This window comes from Rhodococcus sp. NPDC004095 (genome assembly GCF_053604015.1).
In genome coordinates, this window is record NZ_JBSGGS010000015.1 from 16,023 (window position 1) to 38,536 (window position 22,514).

Here is a 22,514-nt window from a genome sequence, read left to right on the forward strand (position 1 = left end):
TCTCCTGGGATCAGGCTGCCGGAGTTCCGGCCGCGTAGCGGTTGGGGACGTCGGTGGGCAGACCAAGAAGCCCGCGCAGCGAGGTGTCGGGATACTCGGTGCGGAAGAGTCCGCGCCGCTGCAGTTCCGGCACCAGCACCGTGGTGACGGCCTCGAGATCGTCCACCGCGACGCCCGGGCGAAGCCGGAATCCGTCGAAGCCCTGCTGCTGCCACGACTCGAGTCGATCGGCGAGCTCGCCCGCGCTGCCCGTGAACACCGTCGCGTCCGTGACCAGCTCGCGGCCCGCGAGGCGGTCGAGCCGCCGCAGCCGGTCGGCACCGAACTCCCGGTCCGTGTCGAGGAAGACGAGGACGTCGGCGTACACCTGCAGCGGAACACCTGGGCGCCCAACGCGCTCGGCGGCCGCCGAGACGTCGGCGAGCACCGCGGGGCCGTTGGTGTCCGTGGGTGTCACGAACACCAGATCCGCCGTGCGCGCGGCCAGTTCGTACGCGACGTCCCGGTGTGCAAGAGCTGTGACCACCGGCTGCCCCTGGGGCGGGCGGGGGGTGATCGACGGCCCACGCACGCTGAAGAAGCGCCCCTCGAAGTCGACGTGATGCAGCTTGCCCCGGTCGATGAACCGGCGCGTGGCGACCTCGCGGATCTCCGCGTCGACCTCCCAGCTGTCCCACAGGCGACGGACGACCTCGACGACGTCGGCGGCCTCGTCGAACAGTTCCAGGGCGAACGCGGGCAGCGCCCCGGTCGCCAGCGCCTCCCTGTCCCGCTTGTCCAGTCCGGGAACGTCCCGGCGCCCGAAGTGCGCCGCCTCTTGTTCCGACGACGACACCTTGACCTGCCAGCCCGCGCGGCCGCGTGACGTGTAGTCCAGCGTCGCGACCGCCTTCGACACGTGGAACGGCTCGGTGTGGGTGGCGGTGATCGTCGGGATCAGTCCGAGGCGCCGCGTCCGCGGGGCAATCCGCGCGGCGACGAGGTGGGCATCGAGCCGCGCGCGCACGACGTCCACCGCATCCGGGTCCTCGGCGACGTATGGGTTGGCGGGCACGGCGAAACTGTCCTCGATGGTCACGAAGTCGAGCAGTCCACGCTCCGCAGTCGCGGCGAGGTCTGTCCAGTAGGAACCCGAGAAGAGCTCCCGGGGGCGGGAATTCGGCTCCCGCCAGGCTGCAGGATGCCAGCCGGCGCCGTCGAGGGCGACGCCGAGGTGGACGGGGTGGGTCGGGGACATGGGGTGAACTCCTGTGGTCGGTGGTGTGTGGGGCTCCGACGAAACCGGCGAAGCGTGGTGGGGGCACATTCGGCGGCGATCTCAGGCCACCGCGACGGAGTCGCGGTGCGGGATCACCTGGCGCAGCACCGGAGCCACTTCCGCCTGGAACAGTTCGAGGCTCGCGCGCTGTTCGGCGATCGACAGCCCGCCCCGGTCTGCGGTGACGTGCGTGACCTCGTGTCCGAGACGGTCGTGGTAGCGAAGGACCTTCTCGATCACCTGCTGTGGACTGCCGATCAGGGCGGAACTGCGCTCCACGAAGTCCTCGACCGTCTCGAAGACCACCGGCAGGCCGCTGTCCCGGGCGAACCGCAGTCGCGCCTCGAACAGCGGGCGGTAGCGCTGCACCGCCTCCTGCGACGTGCGCGCGACATGGAGTCCCGCGGTCCCGGCACCGACGCGGGCGTCGGCGGGGTCGTGCCCGTACGCCTGCCATCGCTCGCGATAGTGCTCGACGAGCTCGGCGTAGGGCTCGATCGGATTGGTGACGTTCGCGGAGAACACCGGATCGCCGTACTTCGCTGCGAGATCGACGGATTCCCGGCTGGTCGCGCTGCCGTGCCAGATGGTCAGGCGCGGTTGCAGCGGGCGCGGCACGGTGACCGCATCGGTCAGTGCGGGCCGGAATCGTGCATCCCAGGTGACGGTCTCGTTCTCCCACAGCGCCCGGAACAGTTCGTAGCCTTCACGATTGCGTTCCCACTGGTCCTCGGGACTCACGTGGAACAGGTCCGCCTGCGCGGTGCCGTTGCCCTTTCCGATCATCAGCTGCAGTCGGCCGCCCGACAGGTTGTCGAGCGTGGAGTAGTCCTCGAAGGCGCGGACCGGGTCGAGCAGACTCAGTGTCGTCACCCCGGTCCACAGTTCCAGCGTGTTCGTGCGGGCGGCGATGTTGCTGAGCACGACCGGCGGCGACGACGCCAGGAACGGCCGCTCGTGGCGTTCACCGACGGCAAAGCCCTCGAAGCCGAGCTCCTCCGCGAGAACGGCGGTATCGACGACCTCCTTCAGGCGGGCGGCCGGATCGAGCCACTCCCCCGTGACCGGGTCGGGCTGGTGGGTGATCAGACTGAGGAGCAGGAACTTCACGCGGAGTCGGCCTTTCGGATCAGGTACTTCTCGAACGGGTGCGGCCCGATCTCCTCGGACGGGCGCGTCGGGTCGAACAGTGCGGTGTAGCCGGCCGCCAGATACAGCGCGACCGCCTCCGGCTGACGCCAGCCGGTCGTCAGGTAGATGCGGGTGTAGCCCCGCAGCGCCGCCTCCACCTCGAGTTCCTCGAGGACGATGCGCCCCAGCCCCCGGCGCCGGTGCCTGCTCGAGGTCCAGATCCGCTTGAGTTCCGCCGTCGCCTGGTCGTAACGGCGGAAGGCCCCGCCCGCCACCGGTTCCCCGTTCTCGACGACGACCAGCAGCACCCCGTCCGGCGGCGCGAACTCGTCCCCGGGATGAGTGGTCAGCGCCTCGAACTGCTCCTCCAGCGGGCGCTCGTAGCGCGTGCTGTACTCGACGGCCAGCTCCGCGAGGAGCGGGGCGGCGAGCGGGTCGTCCTGCGTCACCGTGTGCACCTGCAGGCGCCGCGTCCGGCCCGTCACGCGACCTCCGCCCGCCGCGTCCCGAACCGGAACGGCTCGGGCGCACGAACGTCGCCCGCGACCAGTCCCGCAACCAGATCGCCGATGGCAGGCGCGAACTTGAATCCGTGCCCGGAGAATCCCGCCGCGACCGTCACGCCCCCGAGCCGATCGACGACGAATCGGCTGTCCGGGGTGGTGGTGTAGAGGCAGGTGTCCGCGACCGCGGAGGCCGCATCGACACCCGGCAGCCATGCCGCGGCATAGTCGACGAGGCGCTGCACCCCGGCCGGATCGGGCCGGAAGTCGCGGGTGTCGGGGTGCACCTCGGGCCCGGTGCCGTGCTCACCGATCTTGATGCCGGACGCGGAGCCGAGTCCGTAGATGCCTTCGCCGGCCAGCTCGGCACCGGGGTGGTGGACGAAGCTCGGCCACTCCGCACCGGTCACGGGTGCGAAGTGGGCGGGCTGTTCCTGCGTGGTGCGCAGCGCCGGCAAGGTCGGGGCGGGCCGAATGCCGGCACCGGCGAGCAGGGTTCGGGTCCAGGCACCCGCCGCGAGGACGACGTGCCGAGCCCGGACAACACCGACGTCGGTGACCACGTCGACGCCCGATCCGGTGCCGTGGATCTCGCGGACCGCGTGGCGATACCGGACGTCGGCGCCGGCCCGCTGCGCCGCCAGCTGCAGCGCACGCACCGCCCGATCCGCGTGCAGCCGTCCCGCCCCGGGATGGTGGAGCACGGCGGTGTCGAATCGCATTCCGGTCCAGCGTTTCTCCGCTTCCGCCGGTCCGAGAAGTTCGTGTGGGACGCCCAGTTCCGAGAGCGTTCGGGCACGGGCCGCCACCGCCACGGGATTGCCGTGGTCGACTGCCCCGGTGAGGGTGAGCACATCGGTACCGCTGATCTCCTCCAGTTCCCGCCACAGCGGCAACGCACTCCCTGCGAGCACGGTGTGGAACTCGTCGTCGTACGCCTGCCGGTAGATCCGGGAGGTGCCGTGGGACGCCCCGCGCCGGTGGTCCGGTTCGAACTGCTCGAGCAACACCACCGACCGGCCCCGCGCGGCCGACCGCCACGCCGAGGCCGAACCGATGACGCCACCACCGACGACCACGACGTCCACCGGGCCCTGCACCTGGGTCATGTTCTCTCCCTGCTCGTCTTCTCGCCGCTGGTATCGGGACTACTGCTTCTTCGGCAGGCCCGGTGGGTTGATCTGCGAGGATTCGACCGCCTCGCTGCTGATGCCCCAGCGGTCCAGAACCTGGGCGTAGGTGCCGTTGTCGATGAGATGATTGACGGCGGCGTGGATCGCGCCGATCAGGCCGTTGTCCTTCTTCGTCAGGACGGCGATCTCCCCTTGCAGGTCGTAGCCCGCTCCCGAGAAGGTGCCTGCGACCTCGGTCTCGCCGGTCTGCAGGGCGTGGAACGCCGACGACGGGTTGGGGCCGACGTACGCGTCGATCCGGCCCGAGCCGAGTGCGAGGTAATAGTCGGTTGCCTGCTGGTAGTATAGGATCTCGGCGGGTTCGAGCCCGGCCTTGACGTTCTGTTCGTTCCACGCGACGAGCAGCGCCTCCTGGTTGGTCCCGGAGCCGACGCCGATCTTCAGGCCCGCGATGTCCTTCGGACCGGAGAACGTGATGCCGCTGCCCTTCTTCACCTCGACGGCGAGACTGTCGAGCCGGTAGGTGGCGAAGTCGTACTTCTCCTTGCGCTCCTCGGTGACGGTGACGTTGGAGATGAACGTGTCGGCCTCACCGGAGTCGATCCGGACGAAGTTCTGCGCCCAGTCCGCGGCTGTCAGTTCGACGTCGAGGCCGAGGACGTCACCGATCAGGTGGGCGAAGTCGGTCTCCGATCCGATGATCGTCTTGTCGTCGTCGGCGTAGAAGCGCAGCGGCGGTGCCGTGCCTGCCGACCCGGTGACGATCAGCTTCCCCCGGTCCCGGATGGCCTGCGGCACCTGTGCCGCGATCTTGGGGACCTCGTCGGTGGTGATGCGGTTCTGCTCGGCCGTCAGGTTGTAGCCGGCGGCGGTGGCCGCGTCGGTCTCGGCGGCATCGCTCGAACTGCACGCGGAGCCCGCCAGCAGGGCGACGGCGGTCAGTGCCGAGGCGAACAGCCTCGTGTGGCGGGTGAGGGCGGACATCATTTCCTTCCAGGGTCTTTCGCGATGGATGAGGGGTCAGAGCACTCGGGCCAGGAAGGCCCGGGTGCGTTCGTGAGTGGGTCGGTCCAGCACCGCGTCCGGCGGGCCCTGCTCGACGATCACACCGTCGTCCATGAACACGACGGTGTCGGCGACCTCGCGAGCGAACCCGATCTCGTGGGTCACGATCACCAGCGTCGCACCGCCGACGGCGAGGTCACGGATCACCTCGAGGACCTCACCGACCAGTTCGGGATCCAGCGCCGAGGTGGGCTCGTCGAACAGGATCACCTTGGGGCGCAACGCGAGTGCACGCGCGATCGCGACACGTTGTTGTTGTCCCCCGGACAGCTGCTTCGGATACCGGTCGGCCTTGTCGGCGACCCCGACCCGCTCGAGCAGCTGCCGCGCCAGGGCCGTCACCTCGGCGCGGTCGCGGCGCTGCGCGGACACCGGAGCCTCGATCACGTTCTCCAGGACGGTCAGGTGCGGGAAGAGGTTGAAACTCTGGAACACGAACCCGATCCGGGACCGCTGTCGCAGCGCCTCTCGGTCGGACAGTTCGTGCAGGGTGTTGCCGCGGCGGCGGTACCCGATCAGTTCTCCGTCGATTCGGATCGTGCCGCGGTCGACCTTCTCGAGGTGGTTCAGGGTGCGCAGGAGGGTCGACTTCCCGGAGCCCGACGGCCCGAGGATCACCGTCACCTCCCCCGTGCGAACCGACAGATCCACGCCTCTGAGCACTTCGAGCGCGCCGAAGGCCTTGTGCACGCCCCGCACGTCGACGGCGTATGGGCCACCGATGGCGGTCATCGGGTGGCCCCTCTCGGCGCGCCGGTACTGCCGTCACGGATCTCCCGGTACTTGGCGACGACCTTCTGCCACGGCGTGAGTGGCAGCGCTCGGGCGGATCCGCGGGCGTAGTGCCGTTCGATGTAGTACTGGCCGACGGACAGCACGGTGGTCAGGACGATGTACCAGACGGTCGCGACCATCAGCAGCGGCACCACCCGGCCGTTGCGACCGAAGATCACCTGGACCTGGTAGAACAGCTCGGCGATCGCCATCGTCGACACGATCGAGGTGCCCTTGAAGAGGCTGATGACCTCGTTCGCCGCGTTCGGAAGAATCGACCGCATCGCCTGCGGCAGAACGATTTTGAACAGCTGACGGGTCCGCGGGATACCGAGTGCGTTGGCGGCCTCGATCTGGCCGTGGTCCACGGAGATGATGCCCGCGCGGATGATCTCGGCGGAGTAGGCCGCCTGGTGCAGCGCGAGGCCGATGACCGCGGCGGTGAACCCGGAGATCACGCCGGTGACGTTGAACTCGAGGAATCCCGGGCCGAAGGGAATGCCGAGGGACATCGTCTGGTAGAGGTAGGCGATGTTGAACCAGAACAGCAGCTGCACGATCAGTGGAATCGAGCGGAACGCCCAGACGTAGATCCACGAGATCACTTGCAGTACCGGGTTGTTCGACAGCCTCGCCACGGCGAGCAGCACGCCGATCCCGAACCCGAGGACGGTGCCCCAGATGGTGAGTTCGATCGTCGTCCACAGCGCGGACAGCACCGACGGGGCGGTGAAGTACCGCGCGAACGTCGCCCAGTCCCAGCCCGGGTTGACCACCAGTCCGTGCACGAACTGCGCGACCAGGACCAGCGCCGCCGCTGCGACGACCCAACGCCAGGGATGGCGGGTGGGAGCGACGCGCAGGTCGGCGTCGTCGGACGATTCGGCCACTGCCGCCTGCGGCGGACTCGTGGCCGGGGCGCTCACGAGCGCACTCCGGAGTCGGACATCGAGAAGCCTTTCACGGGTCGGGACCGGGCGCTCGTCGCAGCCCTGTCGCGGAGTCCATCGGTCCCGGCGGTAGCACCCGCACCCACACTCGGGGGGGGTTGCTGCGACGTCGTCGATCCGGGTCTCTCGGTCGCTCTTGATGGTCAACACTCGAGCTGTACTGTCCCGCAACCAGATCCCGCGGTCACCTATTGCGTTCGAGCTGATCCGAATGGCGAAGACGACTGTGTGCCGTGCGACATCCGGCGCGTCCGAGCCGACGTGCGGGTCTCCGGGCGCGCACAATGGGGCCATGGCGAACACCGACGAGAAGACCCCCGGTTGGACGTATCTGATGGACATGGACGGGGTCCTGGTGCACGAGGAGCACCTGGTACCGGGCGCCGACGCGTTCCTCTCGGAACTGCAGGAGTCCGGAACTCCGTTCGTCGTGCTCACCAACAACTCGATTCGCACCCCGCGTGACCTGCGGGCACGACTCCTGCAGTCCGGCCTGGACATCCCGGAGAAGTCGATCTGGACGTCCGCCCTCGCGACGGCGACCTTCCTGCACAATCAGCGGCCGAACGGCACCGCCTACGTCGTGGGCGAGTCCGGGTTGACCACCGCGCTGCACGACATCGGGTACGTGCTCACCGACAACGATCCCGACTACGTGGTGCTCGGCGAGACGCGCACCTACTCGTTCGAGGCGATCACCACCGCGATCCGCCTCGTCGAGCGCGGTGCCCGGTTCATCGCGACCAACCCGGACGCCACCGGCCCTTCGCGTGACGGCTCGCTGCCCGCGACCGGTTCGGTGGCCGCGCTGATCACCCGCGCGACGGGCCGCGAGCCGTACTACGTCGGCAAGCCGAACCCGCTGATGATGCGCTCGGCGCTGCGGGCGATCGGCTCCCACTCCGAGCACACCCTGATGATCGGCGACCGGATGGACACCGACATCGTCTCCGGCCTCGAGGCGGGCCTGCAGACGATCCTGGTGCTCACCGGCATCTCCAGCCGCGAGACCGTCGAGGCGTTCCCCTACCGCCCGACCCTGGTGCTGAACTCGGTTGCCGAACTCGTCGGCCGCACCCAGGACCCCTTCGCCTGAGGTTCCCTAATGTCACATTCGCTCACTCAGCGATCCCCAATGTGACATCAGGGAACCAGGGGCGGGGGTCAGCGGAGCGGGAGCGGGCGTCCTGCGACGACGAGGATCACCGACTCGGACTCGGCGGCGACGGCGGCGTTGAGCCGGCCGAGGGCGTCGCGGAAGCGGCGGCCGGAGGGCGTCGCCGGGACGACGCCGCTGCCGACCTCGTTGCTCACCGCGACGACGGGCACCGTCGCCGTGCGCCACGCGACGAGTAGGGCTTCGACGTCGGCCTGCACTGCCACCCAACCGGATTCGTCGTCCCACGCGCCGTGGCGGTCGATCCGGCGGGTGAGCCAGGTACCGAGGCAGTCCACGAGGACCGGACCGGTAGCGGACCCCAGCGCCCCGCAGAGGTCGTCGGTCTCGACGGTGCGCCAGGAGGCGGGACGCGACGCCCGGTGCGCGGCGATCCGGGCCGCCCACTCCGCGTCGTCGCCGGGCGGACCGCCGGTGGCCAGGAAGGTGACGTCGTCACGGTCGGCGAGCAGACGCTCCGCGTGGGTGGACTTGCCCGCGCGAGCGCCGCCGAGCACGAGGGTCCGTCGAGGTCGGTCCGGACGCGCCGTCACCGCACCCACCACGACGGTTGCGCCGTCGTCGAGCACCCGAACACCCCAGGGCCGCAACCGGTCCGGCAGGTCGACCGGGTTGTGGTGACTCAGGTGGACGGCGATCACGTCGGTGCCCTCGACGACCGCCTCGGCCTCGCGCAGCGCGGCCAGCGCCCGCGGGAAGGTGCGCAGGTCGAGGTGGTCGGGTTCGTGGTCGACGAGGTCGCCGAAGGTCTCCTCGAGGAACACCGCGTCGTACCGGGCGCCACGTACCGCGTCCAGGGTCGCGGCGGGCAGCGGTCCGGTGTCCGTTGCCCACAACAGTTTCCGACGGTCCGGACCCGCGACCTCGTACAGCACCGCGTCGCCGTCGCGAAACACCCGGTGCGCGGCAGGCAGCGCCCGCACCGTGTACTCGCCGACCCGCAGCGCCTCCCCCGGCGCGATCGGAATCCACCGCACCGGGTCGTCGGGGCCGACCCAGTCCCGGCACAGGTCCAGCGCCTCCGGCGGCCCGATCACGTCCAGCGGTTCCTCGCGCACCACCCAGGACCGCATCAGCAGCGCCAGCGGTCCGGTGTGGTCGGGGTGCGAGTGGGTGAGCAGCAGATGCCGCACCCCGGACAGCGACCTCCCCGCGTGCGCGGCGGCGCGCGGTACCTCCGGCCCGCAGTCGAGCAGCAGCACGTCGTCGACGAGCGCGGCGGTCTGGGCCCGAACCTCGCCGCGCCGCAATGCGGTCAGGCAGGACGCGCAGCGGCAGAACGGGTTGGGCCACCCGTCGGCGGCACCGGTGCCGAGCAGCACGACCTCCATCAGGACGCTCCCGCTGACGGTCCCACCGGCAGCACCACCGGGCCGCCGGGCCGGTCGAGGACCTCGACCCGCGCGTCGTACACCGCGCCGATCCGCTCCGCGGTCAGAACCTCGGCCGGGGTGCCGTCCGCGACGACGCCGCCGTCGGCGAGCATCACCACCCGCCGCCCGTACTGGCCCGCGAGGGTGAGGTCGTGCATCGCCGCGACCACCGTCAGCCCGTCCGCCAGGCGCAGCGCCTGCACGAGGTCGAGCACCTGCTGCTGGTGCCCGATGTCGAGGGCGCTGGTCGGTTCGTCGAGCAGCAGCACCCGCGGCTGCTGCGCCAGCGCCCGGGCCAGCACCACTCGCTGCAGTTCACCGCCGGAGAGCGCGGTCACGGCCCGGGAGGCCAGCGCGCGCAGTTCGAGTCGGTCCAGGAGGTCGTCGACGATCTCGCGGTCGTGGGGGGTTTCGGTGCCGAACCGGGACAGGTGAGGGGTGCGGCCGAGCGTGATCAGCTCCTGCACGCTCACCCCCTCCGGGACGACGGGCCGCTGTGGCATCAGCGCCACCGTCCGCGACATCACCCGCCGCGGCGTCCGGGCCGGGTCGTGACCGTCGACCCTCGCCTCGCCGGTCGCGGGCACCAGCCCGGCCAGCGCGTGCAGCAGGGTCGTCTTGCCGGCACCGTTCGGGCCGACGATCGCGACCCATTCCCCCTGCGCCACCGTCAGATCCACGCCGTCGAGGACGGTCGTCCGGCCGAGGTCGACTCGCAGGCCGCGGCAAGTGATCACGTCGTCCGCCCCCGTCTCAGCACCAGTAGGAAGAACGGGGCGCCGATCGCGGCGGTGACCACGCCGATCGGCAGCTCCGCCGGCGCCATCACGGTCCGCGCGAGGACGTCGGCGAGCACCAGGAACGCCGCACCCACCATCAGCGACAACGGCAACAGCAGACGGTGCCCGGGACCGACCAGCAGCCGTACGGCATGCGGGATCACGATGCCGACGAATCCGATCAGTCCACTCGCCGAGACCACCGCGGCAGTGCCGAGCGTCGCGACGCACACCAGGACCATCCGCACCCGGGCGGCGTTGATTCCCAGGCTCCCCGCTTCGACGTCACCGACGGCCATGACGTCGAGGGTGCGGCGGTGCAGCGCGATGATCGCGACGGAGACGACGACGTACGGCAGCACCGTCACCACCTCCGACCACCCGTCGGTCGAGAGCCGCCCGAGCATCCACGAGTACACCTGACGCAACGTGTCGTCGTGCAGTTGCATGAAGAACGTCTGGATGGCGTTGGCGAACGCCGCGACCGCGACACCGGCGAGGATGACGACGACCTCGGTGCGTCCGCTGCCCACCGTGCGCCCCAGCGCGTAGGTCGCTGCGACGGCGATCAGGCCACCCGCGAACGCGGCGAGGGGCACTCCGGCGAACCCCGCGGCGCCGCCGACGACGATCGCGAGGGTCGCGCCGAGCCCGGCGCCGCTGGACACGCCGAGCAGGTACGGATCGGCGAGCGGGTTACGGAAGACGCCCTGGTAGGCGGCGCCTGCGATCGCGAGCATCGCCCCAACCAGCGCACCGAGCACGACACGCGGCATTCGGATGTTCCACAGGATGGCCTGCTGCCGGGTGGTCAGCCCGGAGTCGACGTCGACGAACGGCACCCTGTCGAGGATGTCGAGCAGCACGCCGCGCGGCGTGAGCCCGGCGGGACCGACCAGGATGCCCACGAGCATCGCCGCGACGAGGACGAGCGCCGCGCCACCCAGCAGGAGCGCGCGGCTGCGCGGCGCGGTGATCACCGGGCGGGCGGGGCGGCGGGCCGGTCCGCGGGGATGCCGTTCACGATCCCGGCGAGCTCACGCACCAGGTCCACCACGCGTGGTCCCCACCGGCTGGCGAGGTCCTCGTCGAGCACGTGGACGTGCCCGTCGCGGATCGCGGTGAGCTCGCCCCAGCCCGCCCGCTTCGCGACCGCGTCGGGCGTGACGCCGCAGCACTCCCCGTCGGCGAGGAAGATCGCGTCGGGGTTCTGTTCGACGATGTACTCGGCCGACAGCTGCGGATAGCCGTCACCACCGGTGGCGATGGACGTCAGACCTGGCTGAGGGGCGGCTCCGCTGCGCTTCGCGCCGAGCATCGAGTAGATCTGGCCGATGTAGGTGTCGTCGGTGACGGTGTAGAAGGTGTCGTCGAGTTCGTGGTAGTAGCGCAGCGGAACCTCCCGCGGGGGCACGGACGCGACGATGTCGTCGATCTCGGTCCGCATCCGGGAGACGAGCTCGGCGCCCTCGGCGACGTGGCCGGTCGCGACACCGACCTGCTCGATCTGCGCGTACGTGTCGTCGAGGGTGCGGGCGGCGGGCAGCAGCAGCGTCGGGACGCCGGCCTTCTCGAGCCCGGCGACGAGGCCGCCGTTGTCGTCGGTCGCGACGACGAGGTCCGGTTCGTACCCGAGGATCGCCTCGACGTTCGGGGTGTAGCCGGACAGGTTGGTGACGGGCACCCCCGCCGGGTAGTCGGACCGGTCGTCGACCGCGACCACCTGATCGCCCGCGCCGACCGCGTAGAGCATCTCCGTGGAGGTCGGGCTCAGCGACACGATGGCCTGCGGGGTGTCCGCCGCGGCGTCACCGGAAGTGCCCTCGTCGCTGCTGCCGCAGCCGGCGAGCAGCAGGGCGAACGCGGCGATTCCTGCGGTGAGGAACCGGCGGGAAGTGTGGATCACAGCCATCCTCCGTGGCTCGGAGGACGAGGGCAGCACGGCCGCGAACCGCGAAGGTTGCCGCCCGACACCGTCCTTCGTCCGAGGACCAGTTCGTGCCCGCGGCGCCGGCTGACCTGGCTCACCCGGGCCGGGCCGGGCTCACAGTTGCGGGACAGCGCCGGTCTCGCACCGGCTTCAGCGTGACGCTGCGGATACCCCGACGAACGGTCAGGGCATCCGCAGCCTAGCCCACGGTGCGAGCGCGTCAGCGCAGCGCCTGCGCGAGGTCCTCGAGCAGATCCTCCGAGTCCTCGAGCCCGACCGAGAGCCGCACGACACCGTCGGACAGCCCGATCGCGGCACGCCCCTCCGGTCCCATCGCGCGGTGCGTGGTGGTCGCCGGGTGGGTGATCAGCGACTTGGCGTCGCCGAGGTTGTTGGAGATGTCGACGACCCGCAGCTTGTTCAGCAGCTCGAACGCCTTCTTCTTGCCCTCGCCGTCGGCGGCGGCCAGCTCGAACGTCACCACGGTGCCGCCGCCGCTCATCTGCGACGTCGCGAGGTCGTACTGCGGGTGCGACTCGAGGAACGGGTACTTGACCCAGCTGACCGCGTCGTCGGCCTCGAGGAACCGGGCGATCCGCAGCGCGCTGTCGACGGAGTGCCGGACGCGCAGCGGCATCGTCTCGAGTCCCTTGAGCAGGGTGTGCGCGTTGAACGGGCTCAGCGCCGGACCGGTGTGGCGGATCAGCTGCTGCACCGGTCCGTCGATGTAGTCCTGCGGGCCGAGGATCGCGCCGCCGAGGACGCGGCCCTGGCCGTCGATGTGCTTGGTGCCGGAGTACACGATGACGTCGGCGCCGAGGTCGAGGCTGCGCTGCAGCAGCGGGGTGGCGAAGACGTTGTCCAGCACCACCTTCGCGCCCGCGGCGTGCGCCATCTCGGAGACCTTGCGGACGTCGACGAGGGTCTGCATCGGGTTGGACGGCGTCTCGAAGAACACCGCGGTGGTCGGCACCGACAGCGCCTGCTCCCACTGGTCGAGGTCCTCGCCGTCGACGAACACCGTCTCGACGCCCCAGCGCGGCAGGATCTCGTTGCACACCACGAAGCACGAACCGAACAGGCTGCGGGCCGCGACGAGGCGGTCGCCGTTGCCGAGCAGGGCGGCCAGCGCGGTGAACACCGCAGACATGCCGGACGCGGTGGCGTAGCAGCCCTCCGCGCCGTCGAGCAGCCGCAGCCGCTCCTCGAACATCTTCACCGTCGGGTTGCCGTACCGGGAGTAGACGAAGTGGTCGACCTCGCCGGTGAACGCCTGCTCCGCGGCCTCCGCGGACTCGTAGACGAACCCGGAGTTGAGGTAGATCGCCTCGGACGTCTCCTCGAAACCGGAGCGCAGGGTGCCGCCGCGGACACCGAGCGTCGCCGGTCGCACCGAGTCTGGCAGGGACCGCGAGAACGCGCCGCCGCTGGGAATGTTGCTCACGACTGCCTCCACCCGAGTCCGACGGCACGCCAGCCGGCACCGCCGCGGTGACCGCTCTCGTCGAGGCCACCTTCGAACCCGTCGAGCACGTTGTAGGCCGGGCCGATGCCCGCCGCGGTCGCCGCCTCCGCGGCGCCGATGGAACGCTGCCCCGACCGGCACAGGAAGATGACCTCGGCGTCCTCGCCACCGGTGACGCCGGCTTCCTGGAGCTGGGTGACGAAGTCGGCGTTGCGGGTGCCGTCGTAGGACACCCACTCGATCGTCAGCAGTTCGCGACCGAGTTCGGCGGTGTCGGGGACACCGACGAAGCGCCATTCGGCATCGGTGCGGACATCGACCAGGACAGCCCGGGGATGCTCGCGCAGCAGGTCCCATGCCTGCTGGGGGGTGAGGTCGCCTGCGTAGCTCATGAACCCAGTTTTTCACAAGAGCCGGAGCGGGCCGACGGCGCGGCTGCCTGCTTGATCGCCTGCCCCACCCGAGAACGCAATTCGGCGAACCGCGCCGAGCCGCGCAGCTCGTCCGTGTCGACACCGGTGCGCGGCAGATCGACGGGCAGGTCCAGCGCGATCCGACCCGGGCGGGCACCGAGGACGACGATCCGCGACCCGAGGAACACCGCCTCGTCCGCGCTGTGGGTGACGAACACGCTGGTGCGGGCGGAGCGGGCGGCATCGGCCCGCAGGTCCTCCTGGAGCTGCTCGCGAGTCAGCGCGTCGAGGGCGGCGAACGGCTCGTCGAGCAGCAGCAACGTCGTCGGGGCGGCGAGGGCACGGGCGATCGCGACCCGCTGCTGCTGGCCGCCGGAGATCTGCCAGATGCGCCGGTCGGCCAGCCCGTCGAGTCCCACCCGGGCCAGCAGTTCGGCCCGACGCCTGGCGCGCAGCGCCCGCGGCACACCCGCGTAGTCGAGGGCGAGGTCGACGTTGCCGCCGACGGTCCGCCAGGGGAACAGCCGCGGCTGCTGGAACACCACACCGGCGCCGGTACCCGGGGCGGGGGCGGCACCGGCCACCAGAACCCGACCCTCGGTGGGCTCCTCGAACCCGGCGATCAGCCGAAGCAGGGTGCTCTTTCCGCAGCCGGACGCCCCGACGAGCACCAGGAACTCCCCGTCGGGCACGTCCAGCGACAGCGGCCCGACCGCGGCGACCGACCCGTACGCGTGCCGGACGTCGGTCAACCGGATCCGCGGCTCACCGTTCGAGGACACCTGGCAGCCCCGTCACGTACAGCCCGGCCTGGAAATCCGCGAGGCCAGGGGCGGCAGGGATCTGCTTCTGCTCGGCGAGGAACTGCGCCGCCGAGTGCAGGCTGTTCGCCAGGTTGCCGGGTGCGCCGTCGGTGCCCAGCCACTGCGGCGACGCGACCTGCTCGGGGGTGAGGAACACTGCCTGCGTCAGTTGCGACGCGGCCTCGTCCGCGGTGATCCCCGCCTCCGCTGCGACGGCCTTCGCGGCAGCGGCCGGATCCGCCGCGATCGTCGTCAGCGCGCGGGCCTGTGCGCGACGCCAGGTGTCCACGACGTCGGGGTGCTCGGCGGCGAACCCGGTGGCGACGACCGCGAGATCGAGCGTCGGCTTCCCGGCCTCGGCGAGTTCCCGGCTCGTGACCAGGGTCGTGCCGCCCTCGCGGATCTCGTCGAGCGTCGGCAACCACGTGTAGACGGCGTCGACGTCGCCGCGCTGCCACGCCGCCAGCGACGCCTGCGGCTGCAGGTCGATCAACTGGACGTCCGCCGCCGACAGCCCGGCCCGGTCCAGGGCGGCGAGCAGGCTGTAGTGCGCGGTCGAGGCGAACGCGGTGGCGACCTTGCGGCCGCGCAGGTCCTCGACCTTCGCGACACCGGTGCCGTTGCGGGCGACGAGGGCCTCGTTGTCACCGGCGACGTCGAGGATCCACGCGACCCGGTAGGGAATCCGCAACGGATCGGACAGCCCGCGAGCGACGGGGCTCGAGCCGAGCGCCCCGAAGTCGAGTTCGCCGGCCACGAACGCGGTGTTCACGTCCGCGCCGGAGTCGAACTTCGTCCACTTGATCGTGTAGTCGGGCAGTTCCGCCTCGAGCCAGCCACTGTTCTTGACGATCAGGTCGCCGCTCGGAAAGGTCTGGTAGCCAACACGAATCACGGGCCTGTCGCCGCCGTCGGAGTTGCCGTCCACCGAGCACGACACGACCGACAGCGCGGCGAGCGTCACCGTCGCCGCCGCGGTCAGGGCCCGGCGGACACGACCGATCGTCTTCATGTGTTCCTCTCTCATTGCTTGCCCCGCCAAAGGACCGCGCGCCGTTCGACGGCACGGAGCAGGGCGTCGATGGCGAGCCCGGACAGGCCGATGGCGAAGATCCCCACCAGCACGACCGGGGTGTTGTTGTAGTTCGAGGCGTCCTTGACCATGCCGCCGATACCGGGCAGGCCGTTGAACAGTTCGGCGGCCACCACCGACGAGTAGGCGATGCCGACGGCGAGCCGGATGCCGGTGAGGGTTTCGGGCAGGGCGGCGGGCAGCACCACGTCCCTCACCGTCTGCGGCCGGGACGCGCCGAGCGCTCGGGCCGCCTCGATCAGCCCGACCGGCGTCGCGAGCACGGCGGTGGTGGTGGCGACGGCGGTCGGGGGCAGTGCGGCGAGCGCGAGCAGCGCGATCTTCGGCGCCTCGTCGATGCCGAGCCAGATGACGAGCAGGAACAGGTAGGCCAGTGGCGGCAGTGCCCGCAGGAACGTCAGCCAGGGTTCGAGGACGCGCCGCAACCAGCCGACGGTGCCCATCGCCAGCCCCAGCGCGACCCCGCCGACGACGCCGATCACCACACCGGCGGCCACCCGGCGCAGGGTCATGTAGATGTGCTCCCACAGCAGGTGGCCCTGGTAGCCGCGGACGCCGTCGTGCGTGGTGGAGGCGTCGACGGCGGCCCGCCACACCGTGGCCGGGTAGGGGACGAACACCTCGCTCCACCACCCGCTCGCCGCGGCGACCTGCCACACCGCGAGGAAGACGAGAACCGAAAGCAGCGGCAGCCCGAAGGTGCGGGCCAGGCGCCGGCCGCGGGCTGCGGAGGACGGGTCGAATTCGCGGGGTCGGGCCGCTGCGGTGACCGGCGCGCCCCGATCGAGCGTCGCGGACATGGGGTGCATTCGACCCCGACGAGCTCGCCCCCACCAGGGTTCCGATCCGGCGTGAGTGCAATGGTTGCCGGGGCAGGCGGCCCCGACGAGAATGACGGGGCACAAACGAGCCTTGTGGCCCCTCAAGGAAGGGTGCCCTAGCGAAGAACGGCGTAAGGGCGGAGTATCGACAATCGAGGGTCCGGTAGAGGTCCTGCACACATGGGTTAGGTACGGCTCAGTAAACTGGGTGGGCACCGGTTCGTCCCACGGCGCACGCTCCGCGATACGGCCCGCACACCGAACCGTCCGTCCGCTAGTCGAAAAGGTAGTTCTTTCGAGATGACTGACCAGAATCGTCCGCTCCGGGTGGCCATCGTCGGCGCCGGTCCGGCCGGCATCTACGCCGCCGACGCCCTCATGAAGTCCGACACCGCCGCCGGTCGCGGCGTCAGCATCGACCTCTTCGAGCGCATGCCGGCTCCCTTCGGACTCATCCGCTACGGCGTCGCCCCGGACCACCCGCGCATCAAGGGCATCATCACGGCCCTGCACAAGGTCCTCGACAAGCCGCAGGTCCGTCTGCTGGGCAACATCGACTACGGCACCGACATCACGCTCGACGACCTGCGCACCTTCTACGACGCGGTCATCTTCTCCACCGGCGCCAACGCCGACCGCGCCCTGAACATCCCCGGCATCGACCTCGACGGCAGCTACGGCGCCGCCGACTTCGTGTCCTGGTACGACGGCCACCCGGACGTCCCGCGCACCTGGCCCCTCGAGGCCGAGAAGGTCGCCGTTCTCGGCGTCGGCAACGTCGCCCTCGACATCGCGCGCGTGCTCGCCAAGACCGGCGACGAACTGCTCCCCACCGAGATCCCGGCCAACGTCTACGAGGGCCTCAAGGCCAACAAGGCCGTCGAGGTCCACGTCTTCGGTCGCCGCGGTCCCGCCCAGGCCAAGTTCACGCCCCTCGAACTGCGCGAACTCGACCACTCCCCCAACATCGAGGTCATCGTCGACCCCGAGGACATCGACTACGACGAGGGCTCCGAGGCCGCCCGCCGCGCGTCCAAGCAGGTCGACATGGTCGCCAACACCCTGCAGGACTGGGCGATCCGCGACGTCGGCGACCGCCCGCACAAGCTGTTCCTGCACTTCTTCGAGTCCCCGCACGAGGTTCTCGGCGAGGACGGCAAGGTCGTCGGCCTGCGCACCGAGCGCACCGAACTGGACGGCACCGGCAACGTCCGCGGCACCGGCAAGTTCAACGACTGGGACGTGACCGCCGTCTACCGCGCGGTCGGCTACCTGTCGCAGAACATCGCCAAGCTGCCGTTCGACGACCAGGCCGGGACCATCCCCAACGAGGCGGGCCGCGTCATCGACGAGGACGGCACGCACATCGCCGGCACCTACGTCACCGGCTGGATCAAGCGCGGGCCGGTCGGCCTCATCGGCCACACCAAGGGCGACGCCAACGAGACGGTCGCGAACCTCCTCGCCGACGCCCCGTCCTTCGCCGGCGCCGCCAGCCCCGACGAGAGCGCCGTCATCGAGTTCCTCGACGCCAAGAAGCTGCCGTACACCACCTGGGACGGCTGGTACCGGCTCGACGCCCACGAGCGCAGCCTCGGCGAGCCGCACGGCCGCGAGCGCATCAAGGTCGTCGAACGCGAGGACATGCTCCGCGCGTCCCAGCAGTAGTCCACACCTTCACGAGCGTGGCGTCCGGGTACCCGGGCGCCACGCTCGTGTGATCGGCAAGGCATTCTTCACCTGTGTTTGACGCCCACGTGCACATCATCGACCCGCGGTTCCCGCTCGTCGAGAATCACGGCTACCTGCCGGAGCCGTTCACCATCGCCGACTACCGCGCCCGGGTCGCCGGCTTCGGGGTGGACGGCGGCGCGGTCGTGACGGCGTCGTACCAGGGCACCGACCAGGACTACCTGATCGCGGCGTTGCAGGAACTCGGTCCCGGCTGGGTCGGCGTCACGCATCTCGAACCGGACGCCACCGACGAGGACATCCTCGCGCTCGACCGGGCGGGGGTCCGGGCGGTGCGGTTCAACCTGCGGCGCAGCGCCACCGACGTGAAACTGCTGACCACCCAGGCGCTTCGGGCCTGGGAGCTGGTCGGCTGGCACGCCGAGTTCTACGTGGACGCCTCGCTGCTGCTGTCGCTGGAGCCGGTGTTCAAGAAGCTGCCCGCCGTCAGCATCGACCACCTCGGCATGTCGACCCGAGGGCTGCCGTACCTGCTCAACCTCGTCGACCGCGGGGCAAAGGTGAAGGCCACCGGTTTCGGCCGCGCCACCATCGACGACGTCGGCGACGCGCTGCGCCGCATCCACGCCGTCAACCCGACCGCGCTGATGTTCGGCACCGACCTGCCCGGTACCCGCGCCCGTCGCGCGTTCGAACGCAATGACCTCGAGATCATCACCGAGGCCGTGGGCGACGGTCTCGACGCGGTCCTCGGCGGCAACGCCCGCACGTTCTACCGCATCTGAGGCGATCAGCCCGCAGCGAGATGCGGCGGGAACCCGCCGGTCGCGATCGGCCCCCATCGGGTGATCGTCAGACGCACGAGCGACTTGCCCTGACGCGTCATCGCCTCGCGGTACTCGTCCCAGTCCGGGTGCTCACCCGCGATCGACCGGTAGTACTCCACCAGCGGTTCGACCGAGTCGGGCAGATCGACGACCTCGGCGGTGCCGTCGACCTGAATCCACGCGTCGTCGAAATCGGCTCCGAGCGAGATCAGGGACGCCGCCGGCCGGCGCCGCAGGTTCACCGCCTTCGCACGATCGGGATAGGTCGAGACGAGCACCCGGCCCGCGGCATCGACGCCGTAGGTGACGGGGCTCAGCTGCGGTGAGCCGTCGGCACGCGTTGTCAGCAGCACCGCGTTGCTGCGGCCCCGCAGAAAGCCGAGCATCTCGTCACGCTCCACACGCGTCGTCGTCGCGATCCTGCGGGCCATCGAGTGCCTCCTGAGGGCTCGGTTGACGGTTGGCACCTGCGGTACCAGTATCGCGGACGCCGCGGTCTCGTGCCGACGGATGTCGGCGACACATCGCCCCGCCCACGATGGCCGAACTTCGGAACGCCGATGCATCCCACCGCATTCGGCGACATCTCACACCAGGATCACCGCGCCGAGCCACACCCCGGCCGCCAGCAGCGCGCCAAGCAGTTCGACGAGGATCGACAGTCCCACGGCCTTGGTCGCGTGCACGGTCGAACGCCAGGCGTCGGCGTGCGTGCGGTGCCGCTGCGCCTCGGACAGGTAGGTGCCGAGCAGGAACCCGAGCAGCAGACCGATCACCGGGACGACGAAGAACCCGACGATGCCGACGAGCGCACCGATCACCAGCGACCGGTTCGGCACCCCGGCGTCGCGCATCCGGCGCCCGGGCCACGTGTACTTGACCACGCCGGAGACAACGAGAAGCAGCGCGGCGACACCGAACACGATCCACCCGGTGGCGGTGCCAACGGCGATCGCCCACACCGCGATCGCGCCGAGCACCAGCAGCGCCCCGGGAAGGATCGGCAGCACGATGCCCACCAGCCCGACCACGATCGCCAGTCCGACCAGGATCTCTCCGCCCATGCTCACGGGCGTCACTGTGCCACACCGCGATCCGGCCGCATCGGACGACGGCCGGTGGGGCCACGCCACAATGGCGCCCATGGAAATCGGGATCGACACCACCCTGACGCTGCTGGCCGCCGGGCTGATCTTCCTGTGGGCACTCGGGCTCGGGGTGTGGAAGTACAGGCAGATGGCGACGTCGCCATCGCATCTCGCGCACCCGTACGTCGACATCGCGCACCGGGCGGCGCTGCTGTACTCGTTCGCGACCCTGCTGATCGCGGTGTTCGTCGAACTCAGCGCGTGGGCGACGTGGGTGAACCTGACGGCCGCCGCAGTGGTGGTCTTCTTCTTCGTGACCGCGATCGGCAGCTACGTCCTGCACGGCGTCCGGCGCGACACCGACAACCAGTTCGCGCACGCCGGCGCACCACTACACCTGGCGATGGGGGCGCTGATCGTCGGCGAGGTCGGCGGATTCGCCGTCCTGCTTGCGGGTTTCGTCGCCGGGCAGGTGTAGGCGACTGCCGCCTTGTCGGTGGCCGGGGCCACCGGAACGGTGCACGGCCCGTCAGGACTCCTGGTGCAGCGACAGCACGTTGCCGTGCGGGTCGCGGAACCAGGCGATGCGGGTGCCGTCGGGGGCCCGCCACGCGGCGTGCGCGTCCTGGTCCATGCCCAGGTAGTCGACGAACTCGATGCCCCGACTGCGCAGGTCGTCGACGGTGGCGTCGAGGTCCTCGCACTGCCAGCCGAGCACCGTGTACCCGATGTCGGGCGTCGACTGCACCAGCGTCACGCGCAGCGGCACACCACCCCCACCGTCGAGGACGAGCGCGAACGGTGTCCGCTCCCGCAGGGTCAGGCCCAGGGTTTCGACGTAGAACATCGCCGAGACGTCGAGGTCGGTGCTGGGCACGAAGGCCACGAGGGAACCGGGAAACGTCATGGATTCACTGTGCGCCCCCCGCCCGGTGAGAGCAAGCATCGCATCAGGGGTGACCCCGGGCACACCTCGCGCCCGCCACGCGTTAACTTAGCGGGAGTTAAGCACGGTAGGACGCCCCGACGAATCTAGGAGAATCGTGACCGCAGAGAACCACACCAGCAAGAGCGGCCCGCTCGCCGGAATCCGGGTCGTCGAGTTCGCGGGCCTCGGGCCGGGACCGCACGCGGCGACCCTGCTCGCCGACCTCGGCGCCGACGTCGTGTGCGTCCAGCGACCGGGACAGATTCCGCCCGCGGGCGGCCGCCGCAGCCAGATCCAGCGTGGTCGCCGGGTCGTCGAGGCGAACCTCAAGGACCCCGCCGACATCGAGAAGGTCCTCGGGCTGCTCGAGCGGGCCGACGTGCTGATCGAGGGCTTCCGTCCCGGTGTGACCGAGCGGATGGGCCTGGGCCCGGACGTCGTCCTCGAGCGCAACCCGCGGCTGGTCTACGGCCGGATGACCGGCTGGGGCCAGGAGGGCCCGCTGTCGCAGGCCGCCGGCCACGACATTAACTACATCTCGTTGACCGGGGTGCTGCACGCGATCGGCCGCAACGGGGAGCGCCCGGTGCCGCCGCTGAACATGGTCGGCGACTTCGGTGGCGGCTCGATGTTCCTGGTGTTCGGCATCCTCGCCGCCCTCGTCGAGCGCCAGACCTCCGGCCAGGGCCAGGTCATCGACGCCGCGATGGTCGACGGCACCCTCGCCCTCTCGCACATGATCTGGAGCTTCCGGGGCACCGGACTGTGGTCGGACGAGCGCGGCGTGAACATGCTCGACACCGGCGCCCCCTACTACGACACCTACGAGACCGCCGACGGCAAGTACATGGCGGTCGGCGCGATCGAGCCGCAGTTCTACGCGGAACTGGTGCGGCTGCTCGAACTGGATCCCGCGTCGTTGCCCGGCCAGAACGACCGGGACGGGTGGCCGGAACTGCGGAAGGTCCTCACCGAGACGTTCCTGTCGAAGACCCGCGACGAGTGGGCGGCGATCTTCGACGGCACCGACGCCTGCACGTCCCCGGTGCTCACCTTCGCCGAGGCCCCCGACAACGCGCACATCGCCGCGCGCGGCTCCCTCGTCGAACTCGACAACGTGGTCCAGCACCGCCCGGCGCCGCGGTTCTCCCGCACCCAGCCGGGTCTGCCGACCCCGCCGGCCGGCGAGGCCACCGACGTCGACACCCTCTGGCGTTGACATGGTGCACTCACGGATGCCCGGGCGTCCGTGAGTGCACCACGGATTTCCAACCGATCTCGGCCAATCCTGTTGCGCGAATTGTGGTCTCA

24 protein-coding genes and 2 riboswitches are annotated in these 22,514 nt (G+C 70.4%); of the genes, 5 read left to right on the forward strand and 19 right to left on the reverse strand.

What is annotated here, in order from left to right:
* Positions 1-10: 10 nt before the first annotated feature.
* The 7 genes from ACWEPG_RS23820 to ACWEPG_RS23850 all read right to left on the reverse strand — a co-directional run bounded on the left by ACWEPG_RS23820 (position 11) and on the right by ACWEPG_RS23850 (position 6,790).
* Positions 11-1,237: an LLM class flavin-dependent oxidoreductase gene (locus ACWEPG_RS23820; RefSeq protein WP_452595483.1), complete on the reverse strand. Its 1,227-nt coding sequence runs from the start codon at positions 1,235-1,237 to the stop codon at positions 11-13.
* Between the two features lie 81 nt (positions 1,238-1,318).
* Entirely contained in the window at positions 1,319-2,368 is a 1,050-nt protein-coding gene (locus tag ACWEPG_RS23825; RefSeq protein WP_452595484.1) for an LLM class flavin-dependent oxidoreductase, read from the reverse strand.
* Positions 2,365-2,874: a GNAT family N-acetyltransferase gene (locus tag ACWEPG_RS23830; protein ID WP_452595485.1), complete on the reverse strand. Its 510-nt coding sequence runs from the start codon at positions 2,872-2,874 to the stop codon at positions 2,365-2,367. The genes ACWEPG_RS23825 and ACWEPG_RS23830 overlap by 4 nt, the downstream gene beginning before the upstream one ends.
* On the reverse strand, positions 2,871-4,001 hold the full coding sequence (locus ACWEPG_RS23835) for an FAD-dependent oxidoreductase (protein ID WP_452595486.1): 1,131 nt from the start codon (positions 3,999-4,001) through the stop codon (positions 2,871-2,873). The genes ACWEPG_RS23830 and ACWEPG_RS23835 overlap by 4 nt, the downstream gene beginning before the upstream one ends.
* Before the next feature lie 39 nt (positions 4,002-4,040).
* Positions 4,041-5,009 (reverse strand): ABC transporter substrate-binding protein, encoded by a 969-nt coding sequence (locus tag ACWEPG_RS23840; protein ID WP_452595487.1) that lies wholly within the window; start codon positions 5,007-5,009, stop codon positions 4,041-4,043.
* Positions 5,010-5,045: 36 nt separating this feature from the next.
* Positions 5,046-5,822, reverse strand: a complete 777-nt coding sequence (locus ACWEPG_RS23845) for an amino acid ABC transporter ATP-binding protein (protein WP_452595488.1) — start codon at positions 5,820-5,822, stop codon at positions 5,046-5,048.
* Positions 5,819-6,790, reverse strand: coding sequence for an amino acid ABC transporter permease (locus ACWEPG_RS23850; RefSeq protein ID WP_450136343.1), 972 nt, complete (start codon positions 6,788-6,790; stop codon positions 5,819-5,821). The genes ACWEPG_RS23845 and ACWEPG_RS23850 overlap by 4 nt, the downstream gene beginning before the upstream one ends.
* Before the next feature lie 75 nt (positions 6,791-6,865).
* Positions 6,866-6,960: riboswitch (SAM riboswitch) on the reverse strand.
* Positions 6,961-7,106: 146 nt separating this feature from the next.
* Here ACWEPG_RS23850 and ACWEPG_RS23855 point away from each other — a divergent pair.
* Positions 7,107-7,910 (forward strand): HAD-IIA family hydrolase, encoded by an 804-nt coding sequence (locus ACWEPG_RS23855; protein ID WP_450114708.1) that lies wholly within the window; start codon positions 7,107-7,109, stop codon positions 7,908-7,910.
* A 68-nt stretch (positions 7,911-7,978) separates the two neighbouring features.
* On the opposite strand, the gene ACWEPG_RS23860 is transcribed toward ACWEPG_RS23855, so the two are convergent.
* The 9 genes from ACWEPG_RS23860 to ACWEPG_RS23900 form a co-directional block, all read right to left on the reverse strand.
* Positions 7,979-9,322: a bifunctional adenosylcobinamide kinase/adenosylcobinamide-phosphate guanylyltransferase gene (locus ACWEPG_RS23860; protein WP_452595489.1), complete on the reverse strand. Its 1,344-nt coding sequence runs from the start codon at positions 9,320-9,322 to the stop codon at positions 7,979-7,981.
* On the reverse strand, positions 9,322-10,101 hold the full coding sequence (locus tag ACWEPG_RS23865; protein ID WP_452595490.1) for an ABC transporter ATP-binding protein: 780 nt from the start codon (positions 10,099-10,101) through the stop codon (positions 9,322-9,324). Before ACWEPG_RS23865 ends, ACWEPG_RS23860 begins: the two co-directional genes overlap by 1 nt.
* Positions 10,098-11,057 (reverse strand): FecCD family ABC transporter permease, encoded by a 960-nt coding sequence (locus ACWEPG_RS23870; RefSeq protein ID WP_450136435.1) that lies wholly within the window; start codon positions 11,055-11,057, stop codon positions 10,098-10,100. Before ACWEPG_RS23870 ends, ACWEPG_RS23865 begins: the two co-directional genes overlap by 4 nt.
* A gap of 62 nt (positions 11,058-11,119) precedes the next feature.
* Positions 11,120-12,055, reverse strand: a complete 936-nt coding sequence (locus tag ACWEPG_RS23875) for a helical backbone metal receptor (protein ID WP_452595491.1) — start codon at positions 12,053-12,055, stop codon at positions 11,120-11,122.
* A 103-nt stretch (positions 12,056-12,158) separates the two neighbouring features.
* Positions 12,159-12,225: riboswitch (cobalamin riboswitch) on the reverse strand.
* A gap of 68 nt (positions 12,226-12,293) precedes the next feature.
* Positions 12,294-13,517, reverse strand: coding sequence for an O-succinylhomoserine sulfhydrylase (locus ACWEPG_RS23880; RefSeq protein ID WP_452595492.1), 1,224 nt, complete (start codon positions 13,515-13,517; stop codon positions 12,294-12,296).
* The gene (locus ACWEPG_RS23885) at positions 13,514-13,930 is read right to left on the reverse strand and encodes a rhodanese-like domain-containing protein (RefSeq protein WP_450114703.1); all 417 of its coding nucleotides are present in this window, start codon (positions 13,928-13,930) and stop codon (positions 13,514-13,516) included. Before ACWEPG_RS23885 ends, ACWEPG_RS23880 begins: the two co-directional genes overlap by 4 nt.
* Complete coding sequence (locus tag ACWEPG_RS23890) at positions 13,927-14,733, reverse strand: ABC transporter ATP-binding protein (protein ID WP_452595493.1); 807 nt, start codon at positions 14,731-14,733, stop codon at positions 13,927-13,929. Before ACWEPG_RS23890 ends, ACWEPG_RS23885 begins: the two co-directional genes overlap by 4 nt.
* Positions 14,717-15,766 (reverse strand): taurine ABC transporter substrate-binding protein, encoded by a 1,050-nt coding sequence (locus ACWEPG_RS23895; RefSeq protein WP_452595494.1) that lies wholly within the window; start codon positions 15,764-15,766, stop codon positions 14,717-14,719. Before ACWEPG_RS23895 ends, ACWEPG_RS23890 begins: the two co-directional genes overlap by 17 nt.
* A gap of 11 nt (positions 15,767-15,777) precedes the next feature.
* Positions 15,778-16,647: an ABC transporter permease gene (locus tag ACWEPG_RS23900; protein WP_452595495.1), complete on the reverse strand. Its 870-nt coding sequence runs from the start codon at positions 16,645-16,647 to the stop codon at positions 15,778-15,780.
* 321 nt (positions 16,648-16,968) lie between these two features.
* On the opposite strand from ACWEPG_RS23900, the gene ACWEPG_RS23905 reads away from it, so the two are divergent.
* Together ACWEPG_RS23905 and ACWEPG_RS23910 are read left to right on the forward strand one after the other, a co-directional pair.
* Positions 16,969-18,336: an FAD-dependent oxidoreductase gene (locus ACWEPG_RS23905; RefSeq protein ID WP_452595496.1), complete on the forward strand. Its 1,368-nt coding sequence runs from the start codon at positions 16,969-16,971 to the stop codon at positions 18,334-18,336.
* Positions 18,337-18,410: 74 nt separating this feature from the next.
* Positions 18,411-19,145 carry an amidohydrolase family protein gene (locus ACWEPG_RS23910; protein WP_450114698.1) on the forward strand — a complete coding sequence of 245 codons (735 nt, stop codon included), beginning with the start codon at positions 18,411-18,413 and terminating at the stop codon, positions 19,143-19,145.
* 5 nt (positions 19,146-19,150) lie between these two features.
* Here the strand turns inward: ACWEPG_RS23910 and ACWEPG_RS23915 are convergent, their stop codons facing one another.
* Together ACWEPG_RS23915 and ACWEPG_RS23920 are read right to left on the reverse strand one after the other, a co-directional pair.
* Positions 19,151-19,618, reverse strand: a complete 468-nt coding sequence (locus ACWEPG_RS23915; protein ID WP_452595497.1) for a PPOX class F420-dependent oxidoreductase — start codon at positions 19,616-19,618, stop codon at positions 19,151-19,153.
* Between the two features lie 156 nt (positions 19,619-19,774).
* The gene (locus ACWEPG_RS23920) at positions 19,775-20,257 is read right to left on the reverse strand and encodes a DUF456 domain-containing protein (protein WP_452595498.1); all 483 of its coding nucleotides are present in this window, start codon (positions 20,255-20,257) and stop codon (positions 19,775-19,777) included.
* A 73-nt stretch (positions 20,258-20,330) separates the two neighbouring features.
* Here ACWEPG_RS23920 and ACWEPG_RS23925 point away from each other — a divergent pair, with 73 nt between their 5' ends.
* Entirely contained in the window at positions 20,331-20,753 is a 423-nt protein-coding gene (locus ACWEPG_RS23925) for a hypothetical protein (protein ID WP_452595499.1), read from the forward strand.
* 51 nt (positions 20,754-20,804) lie between these two features.
* Here the strand turns inward: ACWEPG_RS23925 and ACWEPG_RS23930 are convergent, their stop codons facing one another.
* Positions 20,805-21,182: a VOC family protein gene (locus ACWEPG_RS23930; protein WP_450114694.1), complete on the reverse strand. Its 378-nt coding sequence runs from the start codon at positions 21,180-21,182 to the stop codon at positions 20,805-20,807.
* Positions 21,183-21,318: 136 nt separating this feature from the next.
* Here ACWEPG_RS23930 and ACWEPG_RS23935 point away from each other — a divergent pair, with 136 nt between their 5' ends.
* The gene (locus tag ACWEPG_RS23935) at positions 21,319-22,422 is read left to right on the forward strand and encodes a CaiB/BaiF CoA transferase family protein (RefSeq protein WP_452595500.1); all 1,104 of its coding nucleotides are present in this window, start codon (positions 21,319-21,321) and stop codon (positions 22,420-22,422) included.
* Positions 22,423-22,514 lie beyond the last annotated feature (92 nt).